Origin of the sequence: Nonomuraea bangladeshensis (assembly GCF_039529455.1) — a bacterium.
Taxonomy (GTDB): Bacteria; Actinomycetota; Actinomycetes; order Streptosporangiales; family Streptosporangiaceae; genus Nonomuraea; species Nonomuraea bangladeshensis.
The window spans coordinates 658,083-678,948 of sequence record NZ_BAAAMV010000002.1 but is presented as its reverse complement, the minus strand read 5'-3'; the positions used below and the strand labels follow the sequence as shown (position 1 = coordinate 678,948).

Annotated in this window: 21 protein-coding genes and 1 riboswitch; of the genes, 3 read left to right on the top strand and 18 right to left on the bottom strand. The window is 73.4% G+C overall.

What is annotated here, in order from left to right:
* Positions 1-9 precede the first annotated feature (9 nt).
* The gene (locus ABD292_RS07260) at positions 10-618 is read right to left on the bottom strand and encodes an alpha/beta hydrolase family protein (protein WP_329578436.1); all 609 of its coding nucleotides are present in this window, start codon (positions 616-618) and stop codon (positions 10-12) included.
* Positions 619-699: 81 nt separating this feature from the next.
* On the opposite strand from ABD292_RS07260, the gene ABD292_RS07255 reads away from it, so the two are divergent.
* Complete coding sequence (locus ABD292_RS07255; RefSeq protein WP_344206215.1) at positions 700-1,062, top strand: hypothetical protein; 363 nt, start codon at positions 700-702, stop codon at positions 1,060-1,062.
* A gap of 7 nt (positions 1,063-1,069) precedes the next feature.
* On the opposite strand, the gene ABD292_RS07250 is transcribed toward ABD292_RS07255, so the two are convergent.
* The 13 genes from ABD292_RS07250 to ABD292_RS07190 all read right to left on the bottom strand — a co-directional run bounded on the left by ABD292_RS07250 (position 1,070) and on the right by ABD292_RS07190 (position 15,504).
* Positions 1,070-1,870, bottom strand: coding sequence for a tetratricopeptide repeat protein (locus ABD292_RS07250; RefSeq protein ID WP_344206213.1), 801 nt, complete (start codon positions 1,868-1,870; stop codon positions 1,070-1,072).
* 112 nt (positions 1,871-1,982) lie between these two features.
* The gene (gcvP, locus tag ABD292_RS07245) at positions 1,983-4,865 is read right to left on the bottom strand and encodes an aminomethyl-transferring glycine dehydrogenase (protein ID WP_344206211.1); all 2,883 of its coding nucleotides are present in this window, start codon (positions 4,863-4,865) and stop codon (positions 1,983-1,985) included.
* 169 nt (positions 4,866-5,034) lie between these two features.
* Positions 5,035-5,134, bottom strand: a riboswitch (glycine riboswitch).
* 49 nt (positions 5,135-5,183) lie between these two features.
* Positions 5,184-5,804 (bottom strand): MerR family transcriptional regulator, encoded by a 621-nt coding sequence (locus ABD292_RS07240; protein WP_091084899.1) that lies wholly within the window; start codon positions 5,802-5,804, stop codon positions 5,184-5,186.
* Positions 5,805-5,951: 147 nt separating this feature from the next.
* Positions 5,952-6,422 carry a bifunctional nuclease family protein gene (locus ABD292_RS07235; RefSeq protein ID WP_020539830.1) on the bottom strand — a complete coding sequence of 157 codons (471 nt, stop codon included), beginning with the start codon at positions 6,420-6,422 and terminating at the stop codon, positions 5,952-5,954.
* A gap of 130 nt (positions 6,423-6,552) precedes the next feature.
* Positions 6,553-7,206 (bottom strand): transcriptional regulator FtsR, encoded by a 654-nt coding sequence (ftsR, locus tag ABD292_RS07230; RefSeq protein ID WP_344206209.1) that lies wholly within the window; start codon positions 7,204-7,206, stop codon positions 6,553-6,555.
* Positions 7,203-7,715, bottom strand: coding sequence for a double zinc ribbon and FHA domain-containing protein (locus tag ABD292_RS07225; protein ID WP_344206208.1), 513 nt, complete (start codon positions 7,713-7,715; stop codon positions 7,203-7,205). Before ABD292_RS07225 ends, ftsR begins: the two co-directional genes overlap by 4 nt.
* 303 nt (positions 7,716-8,018) lie before the next feature.
* The gene (locus ABD292_RS07220; protein WP_344206206.1) at positions 8,019-10,523 is read right to left on the bottom strand and encodes a sugar phosphate nucleotidyltransferase; all 2,505 of its coding nucleotides are present in this window, start codon (positions 10,521-10,523) and stop codon (positions 8,019-8,021) included.
* A 4-nt stretch (positions 10,524-10,527) separates the two neighbouring features.
* On the bottom strand, positions 10,528-11,109 hold the full coding sequence (gene clsA, locus ABD292_RS07215) for a cardiolipin synthase ClsA (RefSeq protein WP_344206204.1): 582 nt from the start codon (positions 11,107-11,109) through the stop codon (positions 10,528-10,530).
* Positions 11,110-11,176: 67 nt separating this feature from the next.
* Positions 11,177-12,088, bottom strand: a complete 912-nt coding sequence (locus ABD292_RS07210; protein ID WP_344206202.1) for a GNAT family N-acetyltransferase — start codon at positions 12,086-12,088, stop codon at positions 11,177-11,179.
* 15 nt (positions 12,089-12,103) lie between these two features.
* Positions 12,104-12,697, bottom strand: coding sequence for a phosphoribosylanthranilate isomerase (locus ABD292_RS07205; protein ID WP_344206200.1), 594 nt, complete (start codon positions 12,695-12,697; stop codon positions 12,104-12,106).
* Positions 12,698-12,707: 10 nt separating this feature from the next.
* A complete protein-coding gene (locus ABD292_RS07200; protein ID WP_344206199.1) occupies positions 12,708-13,118 on the bottom strand; it encodes a hypothetical protein in 411 nt (136 codons plus the stop codon).
* A 125-nt stretch (positions 13,119-13,243) separates the two neighbouring features.
* Positions 13,244-13,915, bottom strand: coding sequence for a response regulator (locus ABD292_RS07195; RefSeq protein ID WP_344206198.1), 672 nt, complete (start codon positions 13,913-13,915; stop codon positions 13,244-13,246).
* Complete coding sequence (locus ABD292_RS07190; RefSeq protein ID WP_344206197.1) at positions 13,912-15,504, bottom strand: sensor histidine kinase; 1,593 nt, start codon at positions 15,502-15,504, stop codon at positions 13,912-13,914. Before ABD292_RS07190 ends, ABD292_RS07195 begins: the two co-directional genes overlap by 4 nt.
* A gap of 128 nt (positions 15,505-15,632) precedes the next feature.
* On the opposite strand from ABD292_RS07190, the gene ABD292_RS07185 reads away from it, so the two are divergent.
* Complete coding sequence (locus ABD292_RS07185; RefSeq protein ID WP_344206196.1) at positions 15,633-16,223, top strand: class I SAM-dependent methyltransferase; 591 nt, start codon at positions 15,633-15,635, stop codon at positions 16,221-16,223.
* A 419-nt stretch (positions 16,224-16,642) separates the two neighbouring features.
* Here ABD292_RS07185 and ABD292_RS07180 read toward each other — a convergent pair whose 3' ends face one another.
* The 4 genes from ABD292_RS07180 to ABD292_RS07165 form a co-directional block, all read right to left on the bottom strand.
* A complete protein-coding gene (locus ABD292_RS07180) occupies positions 16,643-17,440 on the bottom strand; it encodes an enoyl-CoA hydratase/isomerase family protein (protein WP_344206195.1) in 798 nt (265 codons plus the stop codon).
* A 13-nt stretch (positions 17,441-17,453) separates the two neighbouring features.
* A complete protein-coding gene (locus ABD292_RS07175; protein WP_344206193.1) occupies positions 17,454-18,389 on the bottom strand; it encodes an alpha/beta hydrolase in 936 nt (311 codons plus the stop codon).
* 9 nt (positions 18,390-18,398) lie between these two features.
* On the bottom strand, positions 18,399-19,082 hold the full coding sequence (locus ABD292_RS07170) for a gamma-glutamyl-gamma-aminobutyrate hydrolase family protein (protein WP_344206192.1): 684 nt from the start codon (positions 19,080-19,082) through the stop codon (positions 18,399-18,401).
* A gap of 158 nt (positions 19,083-19,240) precedes the next feature.
* Entirely contained in the window at positions 19,241-20,101 is an 861-nt protein-coding gene (locus ABD292_RS07165; RefSeq protein WP_344206191.1) for an SDR family NAD(P)-dependent oxidoreductase, read from the bottom strand.
* Positions 20,102-20,189: 88 nt separating this feature from the next.
* Here ABD292_RS07165 and ABD292_RS07160 point away from each other — a divergent pair, with 88 nt between their 5' ends.
* Positions 20,190-20,801 carry a TetR family transcriptional regulator gene (locus tag ABD292_RS07160; RefSeq protein ID WP_344206190.1) on the top strand — a complete coding sequence of 204 codons (612 nt, stop codon included), beginning with the start codon at positions 20,190-20,192 and terminating at the stop codon, positions 20,799-20,801.
* Positions 20,802-20,866: the final 65 nt, after the last annotated feature.

Genomic DNA, 20,866 nt, shown 5'->3' with positions numbered 1-20,866 from the left:
GCCCTCCGGCTACGAGGGCTCCCGCGTCAGCGCGTAGTGGCCCAGCCACTCCGCCACGATCCCGCCGACCCGGGCGGGATCCCGTTTGAGGTCGTGCCCCTCGCCGGGCAGCACCACCAGCCGCGCCGCGTCCGCGGCGTCGGGGACGCCGAACGGATCGCGGTCGCCGTTGACGACCAGCACGTCCACCCCCGCCCCGCGCAGCTCCCCGGCCCTGGACGTGCCGGGCCGGCCCGGCGGGTGCAGGGGGAAGGCCAGCGCCACGACCGCCGCCGCGCCCACCGCCGCCGCCGTACGGCAGGCCACCCGCGCCCCGTTGCTCCGCCCGCCCTGCACGAGGGGCAGGCCGGGCCGGTGCGCCCGCAGCTCCGTCAGCACGGCCTCCCACGCCTCGTCCTGACGGGCCGGCGAGCCGGGCGCCCGCGCCCCCGCCAGCCGGAACGCCTGCGTGACCCTGGCCACCCCGAACCCCGCCGCGAGCGCGGCGTCGCGCACGGCCAGCAGGTCGGGGGCGTCCACTCCCCCGGCCGAGCCGTGGGTGAGGACGAGCAGCAGCCGCGGGTCGGCCGGCTCCTCCAGGTCCACCCGCGCGGGCCCGCGCGGGGTCGTGATCTCCATGGCAGAACCGTACCTTCGGACGAGCCGGCGATGGCTCTCAGGGCTGATGACGGCGTGCCGCCCGTGGACCATGATGTCCTCATGTACCACGAACGTTCCCTCCGTGAGGACCTCCAGGCCACGCTCGACGCCCGCCGCGACCTCGGCCCCGACTACGAGAAGGCGCTCGTGGAGTCCTTCGCGGACCGCCTCGACGCGACGATCGCCGGCCGGGTGCGGGCCGAGCTGGCCGCGCAGGGAGCCGACCCGGCCGCGTACGGCCCCCGCCCCAAGAAGAGCCCGGGCTCGGCGATGACCCCGATCGTGCTGGGCTCGCTCGGCATCGGCGTCCCGCTGACCGCGATCGCGGCCGGCCAGGCGGGCCTGCTGGGGCTCGCCATCGCCTGGATCGCCATCGTCGTCATCAACGTGGCCGCCGCCTCGGCCATCATGCGCCGCAGCTGACCCCCGGTCAGGACCCGCGCTCATAGCGCAGGCGCACCTCGGTGGCCAGCGCCTCGTCGGCGTGCCCCAGCCCGTACGACCACACCTGGTCGGCGTCCTCGGTCCGCCCGCGCAGCGGCAGCGTACGGGCCAGCAGCTCGATGGCCAGGGCGCTGGTCGGGACGTCGGCCCCGCTCTCCACGGCCTCGGCGAACTCGGCGCAGGCCAGCTCCAGGTGCGCGATGCCGAGCCGCACCCGCAGCCCCGGCACCTCGGACTCGGGGGCGATGCCCAGGGCCTCGATGAGCACGTCGGCGGCCGCCCCCGGCTCGCCGTGCTCCAGCAGCAGGTCGGCGAGCTCCCGCGCGGCCAGCGCCGCCACCTGCTCGTCGCCGGCCGCCGCGCCCGACGACGTGGCCTCGCGCAGCTCCTTCTCGGCCTCGCCCAGGGTCTCGGCCAGGCGGGCCAGCGCCAGGTGGGCGTGCGGCAGGTAGGCGGGGGCGCCGACGCCCAGCACGGCCTGCCAGGCGGCTCTGGCCTGCTCGGTGCGCCCCTCGCGTTCGAAGCCCTGCGCCAGGTGGCAGGCGGCCTGGGCGGCGTACTCGGGGTGGTTGGTGGCCAGCGCGGTGCGGGCGGCCGCGCGGGCCGCCTCGACGTCGCCGCGCTCCTCCAGCACCACGGCGAGCCCGACGGCGGCCTGCGCGCGGTCGGGCTCGTCGGGGTCGGCGACGAGCCGGCGCAGGATCGCCGCCGCGCCGTCGAGGTCGCCGCCCTCGGCGAGCCTGCGGGCGGTGTCGAGGGGCGGGGTCTCCAGCTCCGATGACGTCAAGAGAGCTCCTTACGGCGCCGCTTGGCCTGGGTCGCACCGAAGCCTAACCACTTCCGGCGATCATGTCTGCTCACTTGACGATGCCGGACTGGTTCCCCGCCCCGCGATCGGCTCAGTCCTCGTACGCCTCCAGCGGAGGGCACGAGCAGACCAGGTTGCGGTCGCCGTAGGCCTGGTCGATGCGGCGCACCGGCACCCAGTACTTGTTCTCGCGCAGCGACGCCACCGGGTAGGCGGCCTCGCTGCGGCTGTAGGGGTGCGGCCACTCGTCGGCGGTGACCGACTCGGCCGTGTGCGGGGCGTTGCGCAGCGGGTTGTCGGCCGGGTCGTACGCCCCCGACGCCACCTTGGCGATCTCCTCGCGGATGGCGATCATGGCGTCGGCGAACCGGTCGAGCTCGCCGAGGTCCTCGCTCTCGGTGGGCTCGATCATGAGCGTCCCGGCCACCGGGAACGACATGGTCGGCGCGTGGAAGCCGTAGTCGATGAGGCGCTTGGCCACGTCGTCCACGGTGACGCCGGTCTCCTTGGTGATCTGCCGCAGGTCGACGATGCACTCGTGCGCGACCAGCCCGCCGCGCCCGGTGTAGAGCACCGGGTAGTGCGGCGCCAGCCGCCTGGCCAGGTAGTTGGCCGACAGGATGGCCTGCTCGGTGGCGGCGGTGAGGCCGTCGGCGCCCATCATCCTGATGTAGGCCCACGAGATCGGCAGGATGCCCGCCGAGCCGTGCGGGGCGGCCGAGACCGGCCCGACCAGGGAGCCGTCCTTCAGCGGGTGGCCGGGCAGGTAGGCGGCCAGGTGGCCGCGGACCGCGACGGGGCCGACGCCGGGGCCGCCGCCGCCGTGCGGGATGCAGAAGGTCTTGTGCAGGTTGAGGTGGGACACGTCGGCCCCGAACTCGCCCGGCTTGGCCAGCCCGACCAGGGCGTTGAGGTTGGCGCCGTCCACGTAGACCTGGCCGCCGGCCTCGTGCACCTTGGCGCAGACCTCGGTGATGCTCTCCTCGTACACCCCGTGGGTGGACGGGTAGGTGACCATGATCGCGGCGAGCGCGTCGCGGTGCTTGGCGATCTTGGCGTCGAGGTCGGCGAGGTCCACGTTGCCGTCGGCGTCGCAGGCGACGACCACGACCCGCATGCCGGCCATGACGGCGCTGGCGGCGTTGGTGCCGTGCGCCGAGGACGGGATGAGGCAGACGTCGCGGCCTTCCTGGCCCTTGTCCCGGTGGTAGGCGCGGATGGCCAGCAGCCCGGCGAACTCGCCCTGCGAGCCGGCGTTGGGCTGCAGGGACACCGCGTCGTAGCCGGTGACCTCGGCGAGCCAGCGCTCCAGCGTTCCGATCAGCTCCAGGTAGCCCTCGGCCTGCTCGACCGGCGCGTACGGGTGCACGCCCGCGAACTCCGGCCAGGTGATGGGCTCCATCTCGGTGCTGGCGTTGAGCTTCATCGTGCAGGAGCCGAGCGGGATCATCGACCGGTCGAGCGCGATGTCCTTGTCCTGGAGCCGGCGCAGGTAGCGCAGCATCGCGGTCTCGGAGCGGTGGCTGTGGAAGACCGGGTGGGTGAGGTAGCCGGACTCGCGCAGCAGCTCGGCGGGCAGCGCGTCGGCGGTGGCCTCGACGCCGGCGTCCCGCTCGGGCACGCCGAACGCGGCCTGCACGGCGCGCAGCTCGGCCGTGCCGGTCTTCTCGTCGCAGGCGACCGAGACGTGGTCGTCGTCGGCCCGCCACAGGTTGACGCCGCGCTCGGCGGCCGCGGCGACCACCTCGGAGGCCCGGCCGGGCACCCGGACGAGCACGGTGTCGAAGAACGCCTCGTGCACGACCTCCAGCCCGCCCGCGCGCAGGCTCTCGGCGAGCGCGGCGGCGTGCCGGTGGGCGCGCAGCGCGATGCGGCGCAGGCCCTCGGGGCCGTGGTAGACGGCGTACATGCCGGCGATGACGGCCAGCAGCACCTGCGCGGTGCAGATGTTGCTGGTGGCCTTCTCGCGGCGGATGTGCTGCTCGCGGGTCTGCAGGGCGAGCCGGTAGGCGGGGTCGCCGTCGGCGTCCACGGACACGCCGACCAGGCGGCCGGGGAGCTGGCGCTGCAGGCCCTCGCGGACGGACATGTAGGCGGCGTGCGGCCCGCCGAAGCCGAGCGGCACGCCGAAACGCTGGGAGGAGCCGATCGCGATGTCGGCGCCGAGCTCGCCCGGCGCGGCCACGAGGGTGAGCGCGAGCAGGTCGGCGGCGGCCACGACGAGCGCCCCGGCCTCGTGCGCGGCGTCGGCCACGGCGCGGAAGTCGCGCAGCCGCCCGGAGGCGCCCGGGTACTGGACGAGCACGCCGAAGCACTCGGGCAGCTCACCGCCGTCGAGCGGGTGCTCGACGAGCTCGATGCCGAGCGGCTCGGCGCGGGTGGCGAGCACCCGCTTGGTCTGCGGCAGGGCGTCGGCGTCGACCACGAACACGTGGCTCTTGGAGCGGCCGGCGCGCCGGGCGAGGGTCATGGCCTCGGCGGCGGCGGTGGCCTCGTCCAGCAGGGACGCGCCGGCGACGGGCAGGCCGGTCAGGTCGGAGACGACCGTCTGGAAGTTGAGCAGCGCCTCCAGCCGCCCCTGCGAGATCTCCGGCTGGTACGGCGTGTACGCGGTGTACCAGCCCGGGTTCTCCAGCAGGTTGCGGCGGATGACCGCGGGCGTGATCGTGTCGTGGTAACCGAGGCCGATCATGGAGGTGAGCACCCGGTTGCGGCCGGCCAGGGCGCGCAGCTCGGCGATCGCCTCGCTCTCACTGACGGCGGCGGGCAGCGTGAGCCGGTCCTTGGCCCGGATGGCCTCGGGGACCGCCACGGCCACCAGGTCGGCGACGGACTCGAAGCCGACGGCCTCCAGCATGCGCTGCTGGTCGGCCTCGGACGGGCCGATGTGGCGGCCGGCGAACGGCGGCTCGGACAGGGACGTCGGCGCGGACGGCGGCGGGGACGCCGGCAGGGACTCTGACAGGGCGGTCATGGACGGTGCCTCCCGAGGCTTATGGAGACCGGCGCCGGGGCGCGGGCGGATGCCGGATCTCCCCCTCTGTCAGCGCGGGCGTCACCGCGACCTGAGAGCTTCGCCTCGCGAGGAGGCTTGCACCGTCGGTGAGGCGCGCCTGGCGGGCGTGCCTGCTTTCCAGAGTTGCCTCACCCGAGCGGTACCGGTTGCCTGAGAGATTCCGGGGAGGGTTGCTCCTTCGGCGCCCCGGGACCAGGCGGTGCCGGGGACTCTCCCGCACGGGGTCGTCAGCCTTACCCGTCCTAGGGTACTACTCCGGACGTTACGGGCGAATTACTACCCTAGCCGTCGGGCACGGCGGCGCTGGGCGAGCTCGTCAGCGGGGTGGTCGGCCGGGACGTTGTCCTCGACCGCCGCGCGTTCCCCCGGCAGCTCCGCGAGGCTTCCCTCGACCTCACGCCAGACCCGGCCGAGCGCGATGCCGAACACGCCCTGGCCGCCCTGGAGGAGGTCTATCACCTCGTCGGCCGAGGTGCACTCGTAGACGCTGACGCCGTCGCTCATGAGCGTGATCTGCGCGAGGTCGGCGACCCCGCGGTTGCGCAGGTGCTGCACGGCCGTGCGGATCTGCTGCAGCGACACCCCGGTGTCGAGGAGCCGCTTGACGACCTTGAGCACCAGGATGTCGCGGAAGCTGTAGAGCCGCTGGGAGCCCGAGCCGTGCGCGGCGCGGATGGTCGGCTCCACCAGGCCCGTGCGCGCCCAGTAGTCGAGCTGCCTGTAGGTGATGCCGGCCGCCGCGCAGGCGGTGGGCCCGCGGTAACCGATGTCGTCCGGCAGTGCCGCCGGACGCTCGTCGAAGAGCAGCCCCTGCTCCCCGGCACGCTGCCGCGCGTCCTCGCGCCGCACCGGATCTTCCTGGCCGGCCGTCTTTCCCTCGCCGCTGCTGACCGCCACGCGGACCTCCGGCTTTCTCTCATCCCGCGGCCCGATCTGGGGGTTCATATAGGGCGACCGCGGGTTTCACTTGCACCGTAGGACCGTCACCATGCTCAGTCAACGATCCGGCTCGGCGCGTCGTGAAGCGTAAATGCACCGAAATACCTACCCCGCCCTGCCGAAGTCCTCGGGAGTGATCGTGTCAAGGAACTCCCTGAACTTCTCCACCTCGTCCTCCTGGTCGTCCGGGATGACCACGCCGGCCTCCTGGACCACCTCCTCACTGGCGAAGATGCGCGCTCCGGTGCGCAGGGCGAGCGCGATGGAGTCGGACGGGCGCGCGCTCACCTCGACGCCGTTGGAGAACACCAGGTCGGCGAAGAAGATGCCGTCGCGCAGCGCGACGATGTTGACCGCGCGCAGGCCGACGCCCAGCGCGCTCAGCACGTCGCGGAACAGGTCGTGGGTGAGCGGCCGCGGCGGAGGCTCCTCCGCCTGGGCGAGGGCGATGGCCGTCGCCTCGGTCATCCCGATCCAGATAGGAAGGAACCGCTCCCCGTGTGCCTCCTTGAGCAAGACGATCGGTTGATTTGTGGGCATTTCGACTCTTACGCCCACGACCTCCATCTGCAACACGGGCTGCTCCGTATTCCTGACCGGTGACCCGGCACAGCTCTTGGTTCGTCGCTTCTGCTGACTGGCTACTTCATTTCAACGTAACACCCGGAAGGCCCCGATTGCTCCCCGGCCACCATCCGGGGTCTCCTCACCGCCCCAGGACCGAACGTACCCCTGTGCGGACCAACGACGCGTGCAGGTCGAGCAGGAGGTTGGACAGCTCCCGCGCGGTCTCCTCGGCCTCGCCGATGGCGCCCGGGGCGCGGCGTTTCAGCACCGGCGCGACGCTCTGCTCGACCAGGCCGCACTCGCGCTCGGCGGCGGCCTTGACCGCGCGCAGGTGCCGGGCGCCGAGACCGAAGCGGGCCAGCGCGCCGACGGTGCGGGCGATCTTGAGCGCCTCCTCGTCGTAGCGGCGGGCGACCGGGGTCAGCAGGCCGTAGTCCTCGCACTCGGCGAGGGTCTCCTCGTCGATGCCGGCGGCCTCCAGCAGCTCGGCGCGGCCGAGCCTGACCTCCTGCTTGTCGGGCAGGGCCCGGGGGCGGCCGAAGCTCTCGGCCATGCGGTCCTTGATGACCCGCAGCGGCAGGTAGTGGTCGCGCTGCTCGGTGAGGATGAAGCGGAGCTGCTCGACGTGCAGGTGCGTGAACTTGCGAAAGCCGGAGGGGCTGCGCTCGGGCTCGATGAGCCCTTCGCCCTCCAAGAACCTGATCTTGGAGATCGTCACATCGGGGAACTCGCCCTGCAGCAGGGCGAGCACCTCCCCGATGCTCATGTGCGAGCGGGCCGCCTGGGAAGTCATGCGCTGTGGTTGCCCCGCATGAGGAAGACCAGCCGGAATTTGCCGATCTGCACCTCGTCGCCGGAGTGCAGTGGAACCTCCTCGATCCGCTCGCGGTTGACGTAGGTGCCGTTGAGGCTGCCCACGTCGCGGACGGAGAACTGGCCGCCGCGGTGACGGTAGAACTCCACGTGGCGGCGCGAGACGGTGATGTCGTCGAGGAAGATGTCGCTCTCCGGGTGGCGCCCGGTCGTGGTGAGCTCCTTGTCCAACCGGAAGCGGCTGCCCTGGTTGGGGCCCCTGGTCACCGTGAGCAACGCCGTGCCGGGCGGGAGCTGCTCCACCAGCGCCCGCTCCTGCAGGAGCATGTCGCCTGTCTCAGCCTCGTACGCCTCGATTCCCGCCACGGAGATCGTCGAAGTGGTGTCCCCTGCGACCTCGTGTCTGGTCAGCGGTGACCCGCAGCGGGAACAGAAACGGGCATCCTCGGGGTTGGCGTGCCCGCACTGCGTGCAGTAGACGCTCGGCATCGATCGGCTCGGCCTCCTACCGCGAAGACGCGGCGACGGTGCTCAGGACGCGCCTCGCTTCGCTTTCTTCAAGTTTGCGAATGCCGCAACATACGCTGATCAGCGGCAAAGGTCAACTCGGGGCGCTGGACGGTGGTTTGGACGCAGACAAAGTTACCGCCGCTTCCGCCCCGTGGTCCATGCCGCCGCGCGTTTCTACATTACGATCTTGCGGCGGCCGGCGCGCACCCGGCAACCGTGGTTTCCGCCACTTTCGTACCGTTCACGCACCGCTCACTCTCCGTGACACTCATGGCCGCCGGGTCAGCCGGCGGCCTGTTCCACCACCCGCGCCCACCGCTCCAGGAGCGCCTGGGCGCCGTCCATGTCCGCCGCCTCGGCCCACAGGTCGGTGACGGGCTCGGTGGCGGCGGGCAGCACCAGCACCCAGCTCCCGTCGTCGCGGGCCACCCGCACCCCGTCGGTGGTGTCCACGCGGTAGCCCGCGGGCTCGGCCTCGGCGGCCTCGATGACCGAGCGCATGACCGCGCCCTTGGCCGCCCACGGCGTCGGCACCGTCCTGCGCAGCAGCCTGACCTCGGGGATCCTCGCGTCGATCTGGCTGAGCGAGAGCCGGGTACGGGCGACCAGCCCGAGCAGGCGCATGAACGCGGCCAGCCCGTCGATGGCCGGGCTGAACTCCGGCACCACGAACCCGCCCCGCCCGTCCGCCGCGAAGATCATGTCGGGGCCGGCGACGGCCGCGGTGAGGGCGTCCAGCGAGGTGGAGGTCCACTGCACCTGCACGCCGTGGAAGCGGCACACCTGCTCGGCGACCCGGGTGGTGGTGACCGGCAGCGCCACCCGGCCGCCCCTGCGCTCGGCGGCGACCAGGTCGAGCACGACGAGCAGGGCGCGTTCCTCGTCGATGAGCTGGCCCATCTCGTCCACCAGGGCGATGCGCTCGCCGACCGGGTCGAAGCGCACGCCGAAGGCCGCCCGCGAGGAGCTGACCAGCTCCGACAGCCGTTGCAGGTCGCGGCGGCGCTCGGCCAGCGTCTCGGTGGGCGAGACGTCGTCGAGGCGGGCGTTGACGGTGAGCACGTCCACGCCGACCCGGCCGAGCAGGGTGGGCAGCACCAGCGAGGAGGTGCCGCCCGCGCAGTCCACGACGACCTTCATGTCGCGTACGTCGCCGACGCCGACGTGGCGCAGCAGCTCGTGGGTGTAGTCCTCGATCGCCCGGGAAGGATGCGTCAGCTCGGCGATCTCGCCGGGGAAGGCGCGGCGGAACTCCTGGCGGGAGAAGACCCGCTCCAGCTTGCGCTGCGCGCCGGGGGCGAGGTCGGCGCCGCGGGCGTCCATGAGGACGATGTCCACGCTCTGCGGGTCGCCGGGCGTGGTGCGCAGCGCGATGCCGCCGGCGGCGCCCTCCCTGCCGGTGTGGAAGCGGGCCACCGGCAGCGGGGCCGCCTCCAGGTCGAGGACGTTGATCGCCCCTGCGGTGAGCGCGCCGTTGACCGCCCGCTTGAGCGCGCGGGCGGCGAGCGAGCAGTCGCGGGCGGTGACGACGTACTCGCCCTTCTTCAGGGTGGTGGCGTAGGCGCTGGCCAGGCGGACGCACAGCTCGGCGGTGATCTCGACGTTGACCAGGCCGCTCACGCCCCGGGGGCCGAACAGGCTGCGCTGGCCGCGCGACTCCCAGATGACGCTGGTGTTGACGACCGCGCCGGCCTCGATGGTCTTGAACGGGTAGACCCTGACGCCGCTGGAGACGTACGCCTCGGACTCGATGACGCACTCGTCGCCGATGACCGCGTTCTCCTCGATGCGGGCGCCGGTCATGACGTCGGTGCTCTTGCCGACCACGCAGCCGCGTAAGTGGGCGCCGGGGCCCAGGTAGACGTTGTCGTGGACGATCGCGCGGTGCAGGAAGGCGCCCTCGCGGACCACGACGTTGCTGCCGAGCACGGTGTACTCGCGCAGCTCGGCGCCCGCCTCGACCTTGGCGTAGTCGCCGATGAGCAGCGGGCCCTTGAGCACGGCGTCGGGGTCGACCGAGGCCGACTCGGCGACCCAGACGCCGGGCGAGAGCTCGAAGCCGCCGAGGTCCAGCTCGACCCGGCCGGACAGGGCGTCGGCGTGGGCCTTGAGATAGCTGTCGTGGGTGCCGACGTCCTCCCAGTAGCCGTCGGCGACGTAGCCGTAGATGGCGGCGCCCTGCTCCAGCAGGGCGGGGAAGACGTCGCTCGACCAGTCGACGGGCTCGCCGGTGGCGACGGCGTCGAGGATCTCGGGCTCCATGACGTAGATGCCGGTGTTGACGGTGTCGGAGAAGACCTGGCCCCAGGTGGGCTTCTCCAGGAAGCGCTGCACGCGCCCGCCCTCGTCGACGATGATGATCCCGAATTCGAGGGGGTTGGGGACGCGCTTGAGCCCGATGGTGACAAGTGCCGAATTTTCCCGATGAAAACGGATCATTTCGGATAAATCGATGTCCGTGAGGGCGTCGCCGCTGATCACCAGGAACCGGTCGTCGCGCAGGCGGTCGGCGGCGTTCTTGACGCTGCCGGCGGTGCCGAGAGGGACGTCCTCGGTGGCGTACTCCAGGTGCATGCCCAGCTCGTCGCCGTCGCCGAAGTAGTTGCGCACCAGCGCCGCCAGGAACTGCACGGTCACCACGGTCTCGGTGATGCCGTGCCGTTTGAGCAGGCGCAGGACGTGCTCCATGATCGGGCGGTTGACCACCGGCAGGAGGGGTTTGGGCTGGTTGGCGGTCATCGGCCGCAGCCGCGTGCCCTCCCCGCCCGCCATGACGACCGCCTTCACCCGCTCACTCCTTCTTGGCCGAGGTCACGAGCCGGCGCACCTGCACCACGTACAGCAGTCCGGCCCACCAGTACAGGCCCGTTCCCCAGAGGGCGAAGGCCCAGCCGACGATCCGGGCTATATCGGCATACCACCCGGAGTGGGAGGCAAGGAAGAGGAGGGGGAAGGCGTACATGAGGTTGAACATCGCGGCCTTGCCCAGGAAATGCACCTGAAGTGCCCGGTAGCCGTGCCTGCGGAGGACGGGGAAGGAACACGCGACGAAGACTTCGCGCGCCAGGATGACCAGCACCAGCCACCACGGGATCACCTCGCGCAGCAGCAGCGCCAGGATCGTGGCGAAGACGTAGAGCTTGTCGGCGGCCGGGTCGATGAGCCGGCCGAGCTTGCTGGTCTGGTTGAACGCCCGGGCGATCTTTCCGTCGAGCCAGTCGGTGAAGCCCGCGACGGCGAGGATCCCGATGGCCCACCCGTCCGCCTGCGGCACGAGGACCAGCCACAGGAACACGGGCACGCCGAGGAGGCGCAGGAAGCTCAGCAGGTTGGGAACCGTCCAGATCCGGTCCTCGGCGGAAGTTTCGCTCACGCAGCAGACCCTACTGATTGCGCCGAACTCCCGCGCAGCCGGTCGGGCCCGGCCCCGTGGTCCGCCGTCAGGCGCGCTGGAAGGAGTGCGTACGGCCGACCTCGGCGAAGCCGAGCCGGGCGTAGAAGTCCTTCGGCCAGTCGGCCGCGTCGGCGACCAGGAAGATCAGCTCGGCGCCGGCCGCCTCGGCGAGCAGCGCGCTCAGCAGCGCGCGGGCGTGACCCCTGCCGCGATGCTCCTCGGCCGTCCAGACGTCCTCGATCTGGGCGACGCCGCCGTGCAGGTAGAGGTCGGCGCGGGCGGCGAGCTCGCCGCCGGGGGCGCGCACGCCGCGGAAGAGCACCCGGTCGGCGCCCGCCACGCGGTTCTCCACGCGCCTGGCCAGCGCCTCGACCACCTCCTCGCCCGCCTCGGGCAGGCTGCGGCGCCAGTCGCGGCGCAGCACCTCCATCAGCTCGGCCGTCTCCAGGGGCTCGGCCGGGGGCGGGTCCTCGGGGACGGCGCCGCGGAAGGCCATGACGAGGTGGACCTCGTGGGCGTAGCCGGCGCGGGCGAAGGCGGGCGCGAACGTCTCGCCGAGGCGGTCGTCGGCGACCGTCACCAGCCGGTGGGCGTGGCCGGTCAGGACCTCGTCGGCGGCCCGCAGCACCTCGTCCGGCTCGGCGGGCTCCCACACGAGGAGGCGGTTGTCGTCGTAGGAGCCGGGGTAACGCTCGTCGAGCACGGCCACCCCGCCGGGCACGGGCACCTCGCGCGGCGCCCGGCGGCGGGCGAAGCCGCGCAGGAACGCGAGCGCGCGGGCCAGGTCGGCCGCGTCGCTCTCGCGCCGTAAGGCGGCCAGGTGGGCGACGTCGTCCATCACACCCGCCACGCCAGGAACGCGGGCCATGCCCGCCATGTCAGGAAGGCGGGCCATGCCCGCCGTGCCGGGACCGCGGGCCGTGCCCGCCGTGCCGGGAGCGCGGGCCGTGCCCGCCACGTCGGGCGTGAGCGGTCAGCCGGCACTGCGCACGGCCTTGAGGAACGCCTCGATGAGGGCCGGGTCCTTCACCCCGGGCGCGGTCTCGACGCCGCTCGACACGTCGACCCCCCACGGGTCGGCGGCGGCGATCGCCTCGGCCACGTTGTCCGGGGACAGGCCACCGGCCAGCAGCCAGCGCCCCGACGGCCGGCCTCGCACGGCCGCCCAGTCCCACGGCTGCCCGGAGCCGGCGTGCGGGGCGTCGACCAGGAGAAGGTCCTCGTCGTAGGCGCCGCAGCGCAGGTCGGCCTCCGAGTCGACGGCGCGGACCAGGGTGGGGCCGAGGTCGCGCAGCGCGAGGAAGTCGGCGTGCGGGTGACGGCCGTGGAGCTGGATCGCCCGCACGCCGGAGGTCAGCGCCGCCGCCCGGACCGTCTCCGGGTCCTCGCCGCGGAAGACGCCGACGGTCAGGACGTGCCCGGGCACCGCCGCGGCCAGCTCGGCGGCGCGCTCGGGCGTGACCCGGCGCGGGCTGCGGGTCATGACGAACCCGATGGCGTCGGCCCCCGCCTCGACGGCGGCGGCCACGTGGGCGGGCTCGCTCAGGCCGCAGATCTTGACGTACACACCCACGACATTAGCGGCGCCGGGCGGCTGCCGGCGACCACGACCAGAACAGCAGCGCGAGGATCAGCCCGAACAGCATCACCCCGTTGGGCAGGTGCGCCCCCAGGACCGCCCAGGTGAAGTGCTGGGCCATGCCGAGGACGAACAGCGCGAGGCTGGCCAGGGCGGGCCAGCCCGCGCCGCGGCCCGGCCGCCAGACCAGCACGGCCAGCACGATCTGCACCAGGGCGATGAGGTGGACCACCATCCCGGCCATCACGTGCGTCTCGGCCAGGGACTCGGTCTCGACCGCCTGCCCGGCGAACGAGGCCGCGACCAGCAGCGCGGCGGCCTGGGCGATGATCGCCACGCGGAGCGCGTACAGCAGGCCGGCGGAGACCTGGCCGGCGGCCGGCCGGTTCATGACCGTGGTGCTCTCCATGTCAGAGGTCCTTTCGAAGCAAGGTTCGGTGCGGGACCTCATGGTGGCGACGCGCGGCTCGGGGCGTCGTCAGCCTGCGGGATGAGAGCCGGTCCGCCCCGCGGCGGAGCGGGCGGGAGCGCAGGTCAGGAACCCCGGCGGACGGGGCGGAAGGCGGCGTCCACCAGGCCCGCGCGGTGGGCGACCACGGCGGCCTGGATGCGGTTGCGCAGCCCCAGCTTGTCCATCGCGGCGGCGATGTGAGTCTTGACCGTGGTCACGCCGACGTGCAGCTCCTCGGCGATCTCGGCGTTGGACAGGCCGGTGCCGACCAGGGCGAGCACCTCCAGCTCGCGCTCGGTCAGCCCGGCGGGCACCGGGGCGGCGGCCTGCTCCTCGGCGGCGAGGAAGCGTTCGACGACGCGGCGCAGCACGGACGGCGCGAGCAGCTGCTCCCCCGTGGCGGCCCGGCGCACGGCGTCCACCATCCGCTCCGGCTCGTCGTCCTTGACCAGGAACCCGACCGCTCCGGCGCGGAGGGCGGCGTGCACGTTGGCGTCCTCGGCGAACGTGGTCAGCACGACGATCCTGATGCCCGGCCGCGCGGCCAGCACCCGCTTGATCGCCTCCAGCCCGTCCACGCGGGGCATGCGCAGGTCCATGAGGATGACGTCGGGCAGGTGCCGTTCGGCCAGGCGGACCGCCTCGGCGCCGTCCTCGGCCTCCCCGACGACCTCCATGTCGCCCGCGGCCTGCAGCAGCATGCGCACGCCCGCGCGGACCAGCGCCTGGTCGTCGGCCACCAGGACGCGGATCACGTGGCGCTCCTCGCGGGCAGGCTCGCGGCCAGCAGCCAGCCGCCCTCGCCGTCGGGGCCGGCGCTGAGGGTGCCGCCGAGCGCGCGCACCCGTTCGCGCATGCCGGCCAGGCCGCGGCCGGAGGACGGCAGGCGTTCGATGACGGTGGGCGGGGGGCCGTTGCGGATCTCCACCGACAGCCCCTCCCCTTCTGGGGCGACGCTGACGCTGACCCGGGTGCCGGGGCCGGCGTGTTTGAGCACGTTCGTGAGTCCTTCCTGGACGATGCGCGCCGCCGAGGCGCGGGCGGTGAGCGGGGCCTGGTCGGTGGCGGGGTCGAGGTGGAGGTCCACGACGAGGCCGGCGGCGGCCATGCGCTCGGCCGACTCGCGTACGACGTCGGTGGGGTCGGCCAGCAGGTGCGGCTGACGCTCGGGCTCGCGCAGCAGGTCGAGCAGGTCACGCAGGTCCTGCAGCACCTGGTGTCCGGTCTCGCGGATGTCGCTGAGCGCGTCGGCGACCGGGCCGTCGGGGGCGGTGTAGCGGGCGGCGCTGGCCCGCAGCACCATGGCGCCGACGTGGTGGGCGACGATGTCGTGGACGTCGCGGGCGATGCGTTCGCGCTCGGCGAGCTGGTCGGCCCGCACCTGGGCGACGGCCGCGCGGGCCGCCTCCTCGGCGCGCAGCCGCTCGGCGGCCGCGGCGGCCTGCCGCATGCCGAGGTAGCGGCCGATGGCGATGGGCGTGGCGACCAGCATCATGAGCACGCCGACGCGGAACGGCGTGACCTCGGTGCCCTCGCCGACGACGGCGATGGCGGTCAGCATGCAGCCGGCCGCGTAGGCCGCCACCAGCCACGCCGCCGACGCCACCCGCATGGCGAACACGCCGACGGAGATGAGCGTGAGGATCACGCAGGTGTTGACGGCCTCGTTGAGATAGGTGTCGGCGCACACCAGCAGCACGCCCTGGCCGAGCAGGACCAGGCCGGGCAGCCTCCTCGCCACCCCCAGCGACAGGCCGCCCACCACGGCCAGCAGCCCGACCACCCAGACGGGCTGGCTGCCGGAATGCCAGGTCGTCCAGGTGCTCAGCACGGTGATGGCCACGCCCCCGGCGGCCAGCAGCGCGTCCGGGGTGACGTCGCGCTCCTCCAGCGGCCCGGCCGAGCCGCGCAGGTACGCGCCCAGCACGGCGGGCACGACCGGCAGCAGCACCGAGTACATCCAGCTGTTGACCGTGAGCGCGATGCCGGGATCGGCGATGTTGACCGCGGTCGCGGCGACGGCGGCGGCCGCCGCGACCACCGTGCCGCGCCGCCCGGAGCGGAACCCGGCCACGCCGACCGCGACGCAGAGGAGGATCTGCGCGGTGTTGGAGGTGTACGAGCCGAGCTGGTCGGTGATGACGAGCAGCGCGGCGAGGTAGAGGGTGACCGGCACCGGCCGGCTGCGGACGAACCCCATGGGCAGGCCGGCCAGCAGCCCCATCGGCAGGTTCGCCTCGGCCGGCAGGTAGGTCGTGTCGCCCGCGTGAGCGGTGGTGAACAGGTCCAGTGCCACTCCCGAAACCGCCAGGAGGACATCCAGCGGCACACCGCGCCAACGCATGCACTCACGCTATCCGCACACCGTGAACCGCTGATCCTCCGGTCGAAGGATGCCGCCTCCTCCTACTGGCCGCAGGTACGCCCGGTGGGTGGAGCGGTGTAGAGGGATCTTGGCCGTACTTTCGTCGCATGTCCAACGACACCGCACTTTTCCTCGGCCAGTTCCTGCGCTCCCCCGCCGTGATCGGCGCGGTCGCCCCCAGCTCGCGGCGGCTGGCCGCGGCCGTCTGCGCGCCGGTGCCCGAGCGCGGCGAGCCCACGGTCGTCGAGCTCGGGCCGGGCACGGGGCCCTTCACGGAGGAGATCCAGCAGCGGCTGGGCGGGCGCGGTCACCATCTGGCGGTGGAGCTGAACGCGCCGATGGCGAAGCTGCTCGCCGCGCGGTTCCCCCTGGTGGACGTGGCGCACGCGGACGCGGCCCGGCTGGGCGAGCTGCTGCGGGAGCGGGGGCTGAGGCAGGCGGACGTGGTGGTCAGCGGGCTGCCGTGGGCGGCCTTCCCCGAACAGGCCCAGCGGGACCTGCTGGGGGCGGTGACGGCGGCGATAGGGCAGGGCGCCGCGTTCACGACCTTCTCCTACATCCACGCGATCCCGCTCAGCTCGGCGCGGCGGTTCCGCGCGCTGCTGGCGGAGCGGTTCGAGGAGGTCGTGCCGGGCCGGACGGTGTGGCGCAACGCCCCGCCGGCGTTCGTCTTCCACGCCCGGCGGCCCCGGGCGTGACCCGCCCGGGGCGCACCGGGTGGGGGGCGGGCGCACCCGAGGCGGAGGAAGCTCTGGCTCAACCACCTCACGCCACAGGTGCTCACCCGCGCGGTGCGCCCGGGTGCCGATCGACCCCGCCTGCCCTCGCCTCGCCGATCACGCACGGGCCCTGACGTGATCGCCGCGGGCGGGCCCGCCGGCAGGATCCTCGGCGCCGTCCCGCGGGGCGCCATCGCCTCGGCGGCGCCGGCCCCGGGTCGCCCCGGTCTCCGTGTGCGCGCAACCCCCTTCTTCGTCGTCCCGCACGCGGCCGGCGGCCCGCCGCCTTCCCGGCCCGTCCGCCGGGGCGGCGTTCTCGACCTCGCCGGACGGTCCGTCATTGATCTGCGCCTACCCGGAGCGGGCGGAAGCACACGCCCCTCCGTCAGCTCCCCGTGTCAGCCGAACGCCGGCGGGCGCTTCTCGCGCAGCGCGCGGACGCCTTCGGCGACGTCGGGGCCGGTGAAACCGAGGAACTCCATGGCCAGCGAGGCGTCGAAGGACGGTCCGGCCAGGCGCAGCCAGTTGTTGAGCGCGTACTTGGTCAGCCTGATCGCCTCCTGCGCGCCGGAGGCGAGCCGGACGGCGAGCTCCATGGCCCGCTCGTGCACCTGGTCGTCGTCGACGCAGACGCTCACCAGCCCCATGCGCTCGGCCTCCTCGCCGGTGACCGGCTCGCACAGCAGCAGGTGGTATTTCGCCTTGGCCAGGCCGCACAGCAGCGGCCAGACGATGGCGGCGTGGTCGCCGGCGGCGACGCCGAGGCGGGTGTGGCCGTCGATGATGCGGGCGGTGCGCCCGGCGACGGAGATGTCGGCGAGCAGCGCCACCGCCAGCCCCGCGCCGACGGCGGGGCCCTGGATGGCGGAGACGACGGGCTTGCCGCAGTTGAGCACGTTGTAGACGATGTCGCGGGCCTCGCCGAACACGCGCAGCCTGGTCGCGTGGTCGGCCATCATCTCCTCGATCATCGACAGGTCGCCGCCGGAGGAGAACGCCCGGCCCTCTCCCCTGATGAGGACGGCCCGTACGCTGTCGTCGCGGTCGGCGTCGCGCCAGATCTCGGCCAGCTCGCGGTGGGCGGCGGCGTCGACGGCGTTGAGCCGGGCGGGCTCGCTGATCGTGATGCGCAGCACGCCGTCGGCCGGGGTGTCGAGGCGCAGCTTCTCGTAGCGGGCGTAGGCGTCGTCCTTCACCGGTCCTCCTGGGTCAAAGGGCCTGCCTGAGCCGGGCGGCCAGGTAGTCGCGGGCCTCGGCGCCCTGGTCGAACAGGCCGGGCAGGGCGGTGAAGCCGTGCAGGGCGCCGTCCCAGCGGCGGCACTCGGCCGGCACGCCGGCCTCGGCCAGGCGGCGGGCGTACGCCTCGCCCTCGTCGCGCAGCACGTCGTACTCGGCGGTCACGACGGTCGCGGGCGGCAGGCCGGCGACGTCGGGCAGCCGCAGCGGCGACAGCCTCGGGTCGGCGGGGTCGGTGTCGCCGGCGTAGCAGCGCAGGGACCAGGCCAGCTCGGCGGCGGACAGGAGGTAGCCCTTGGCGTGGTCGCGGTGGCTGGGCAGCTCCATGGCGGCGTCGAGGAGCGGGCAGGCCAGCGCCTGGTGGGCCAGGCGCAGGCCGGCGTCGCGGGCCTGCCAGGCGGCCACGGCCGCGAGGTTGCCGCCCGCGCCCTCGCCGGCGACGGCCACGACGCCGTTGCTCTGGTAGAAGGCGGGCCGGGCGAAGATGTCGCGCACGACGGTCCAGGCGTCGTCGGGCGCGGCGGGGAACGGGTGCTCGGGGGCCTGCCGGTAGTCGGCCGACACCACCACCGCGCCGGTGCGGACGGCGAGGAAGCGGCCCATCGCGTCGGAGCGCCTGACGTCGCCGATGACGAAGCCGCTGCCGTGGACGAAGCCGCCGCCGTGGAAGTAGACGACGACCGGCAGCGGGTGGTCGCCGGGGTCGGCGCGGTAGACGCGGATCGGCACGTTCTCGGCCAGCTCGTCGCGGACGAAGGGCAGCGTGGTCAGCGGGCCGCGGTGCAGCGCGTACGGGTCGGGGGCCGCGCGGGCCCGCCGGATGTCCTCCGGCGTGCGCGCGTCGTGGTCGGTGCCCTCGTCAGACCCGGCGGTGGCGAGGAAGCTCCGCGCCTGGGGGTGCAGCGGCATGATCGCAGCCTAGCGGGCCGCCTCCATGAACGCATCGAAGATCCGGGTGTCCCCGTCCCGCTCGGGATGCCACTGCACGCCCACGCCGAAGCGGTGTCCCTGCAGCTCCACGCCCTCGACGATCTGGTCCTCGGCCCAGGCGACGGCCAGCAGGCCGGTGCCGAGGCGGCGTACGGACTGGTGGTGCGGCGCGACCACCTCGACGCGGTCGCCGACGGCCTTGCCGAGCGTGCTGGTCACGCTCACCTGGATCGTGTGGGCGCCCGGCCCGGCGTGCCGGTCGCTGTCGAGGGAGTCGGGCAGCCACGGGATCAGGCTGCCGCCCTGGGCGACGTTGAGCACGTGCATGCCGCGGGCGATGGCCAGGATGGGCACGTCGGCGCGTACGGCGGCGCGGGCCAGCGCGAGCTCGAAGCGGTCGCGGTTGGGCTGCGGCTCGGGGACGCGGGCGTCCTGCTCGCCGTTGTAGGCGTCCGCGCCCACCTCGACGCCGCCGGCGAGGACGAGGCCGCTCAGGCCGCGTACGTAGTCCTCCACCGCGTACGAGCTGACCGGCGGCAGGACCACCGGCGCTCCGCCCGCCCGCAGCACCGCCTTGGCGTAGGAGGGAGGCGACAGGACCGCCTCCCTGACCCAGTCGCCCCAGCGGGCGGCCTCGAAGTAGGCGGTGATGCCGATCAGCGGTCGGGACATGCGCTCTCCCGGGGGGCAGGATGGAGTTTGGTGCCGCCGGCCCGTCAGCGCCGACGGCTTGAGGCCCATCATGGCGTACGCGCTTTCCGGTATGTCACTTCTCCCAAAGATCCCCCCACATCGGACTTCAGGCTGTTCGTCCGCTTCACTGCCGCCTGTCAGGCGACCGCCTCCCGTGCCAGGCTCTCGCACAGCGCCCAGACCGCGTCCTGGTTGCGCCGGTCGAGGGCGCTCGCGGGCCAGTCCACCCGGCGGCTCTTCATGCTGAAGTAGGCCCCGCTGACCCCCTCGACCTCGGGGCTCGACGCCAGGTGGATGCTGGAGCGGGCGGGCTTGGTGAGGTCGCCGAACACGTGCGGCGCGGCCAGCCGCAGCAGCGGGACGACCGGGCGGTAGGCGTAGGGGAACGATCCCATGGTCATCGACCGGTTCATCGGCGTGTGTCCGTGGCCCGGATAGGCGACGTTGACCGTGACGCCGCTGCCGGCCACCTCCTCGGCGAAGCGCAGGCTCATCGCCATGAGCATCGTCTTCGTGTGGTTGTACTGGCTGAACGTCCATCCCATGAAACGGCGCTCCGCCTGCAGGTTGCCCAGGTCGATCGGCCCGCCGGGGATGCCGCCGGTGATGTTGACGACCCGGCCGCGGAGCACGGGCAGCAGCAGGCGGGTGAGCGTGTACGGCGTCAGCACGTGGGCGGCGAAGTTGAGCTCCACGCCGTCCTCCGTGAGGGTGCGCCGCGGCGGGTTGACGCCGACGTTGTTGACCAGCACGTCCAGCCGGTCGCAGCGCCCGGCCACCTCGGCGGCGAGCCTGGCGACCTCGCGCTGCCGCGTCAGGTCCGCGGCGACGGCCTCCACTCGGGCGCCACCGGCACCGAGCTCCTCGGCCGCCTGCCGGGCGCGTACGGGGTCGCGTCCGACCAGGATCACCCGGGCGCCCAGGGCGGCCAGCCCGCGCGCGGTCTCCTTGCCGATCCCACCGGTGCTGCCGGTCACCAGCACGGTCTTTCCTCGCATGAGAACCTCCGGTCCCACAGTTCGTAGAGCAATGCCCTAAATATGACACTCAGTGCCACACCTGGCAACTGGTGTAGGCTCTGGGGTCATGGAGGGTCTGCGGGATCGCACCCGGCGCGCCGTCCGCGCCGAGCTGGCCGGGCGGGCGCTGGAGCTGTTCACGACGCACGGGTTCGACGAGACGACCGTCGACGACATCGCGCGCGCCGCCGGGATGTCCAGGCGCAGCTTCTTCCGCTACTTCCCGAGCAAGGAGGACGTGCTCTTCGGGCAGCTGGAGGCGATGGGCGAGCAGGTCGCCGAGGAGATCGCCGCCCGGCCGCCACAGGAGGGGCCCTGGGAGTGCCTGCACGCGGTGCTGCGCGGCTGGGAGGCGCGGATCAACACGCAGGCCGAGGTGATGCGGCTGGTCGAGCGCACCCCGGCGCTGCGCGCGAGGCTCCTGCAGAAGCGCGACGAGGCCCGCGTCCGGATCGTCGAGGCGCTGATCGGGCGGGGGGTGGGGGCGCTGGAGGCCGATCTCGCGGCGGCCGCCGCCGGGGCCGCGCTCGACACGGTGGCCCGCGAGTGGCTGCGCACCCACGAGGGCGCCGACGAGGGCGCCGGCGAGGGCGCGGGCGAGGGCGCGGGCGGGAACGCCGACCGGGTGGAGCTGACGGACCGCGTCTTCGCCATGCTCCGGCCCGCGTTCCTGAGCTGACCCGCCCCTCCGGACCCTCGCGCCACAAAAGGCGAACACGACTTTTGTTCGGATTAATTGCCCCC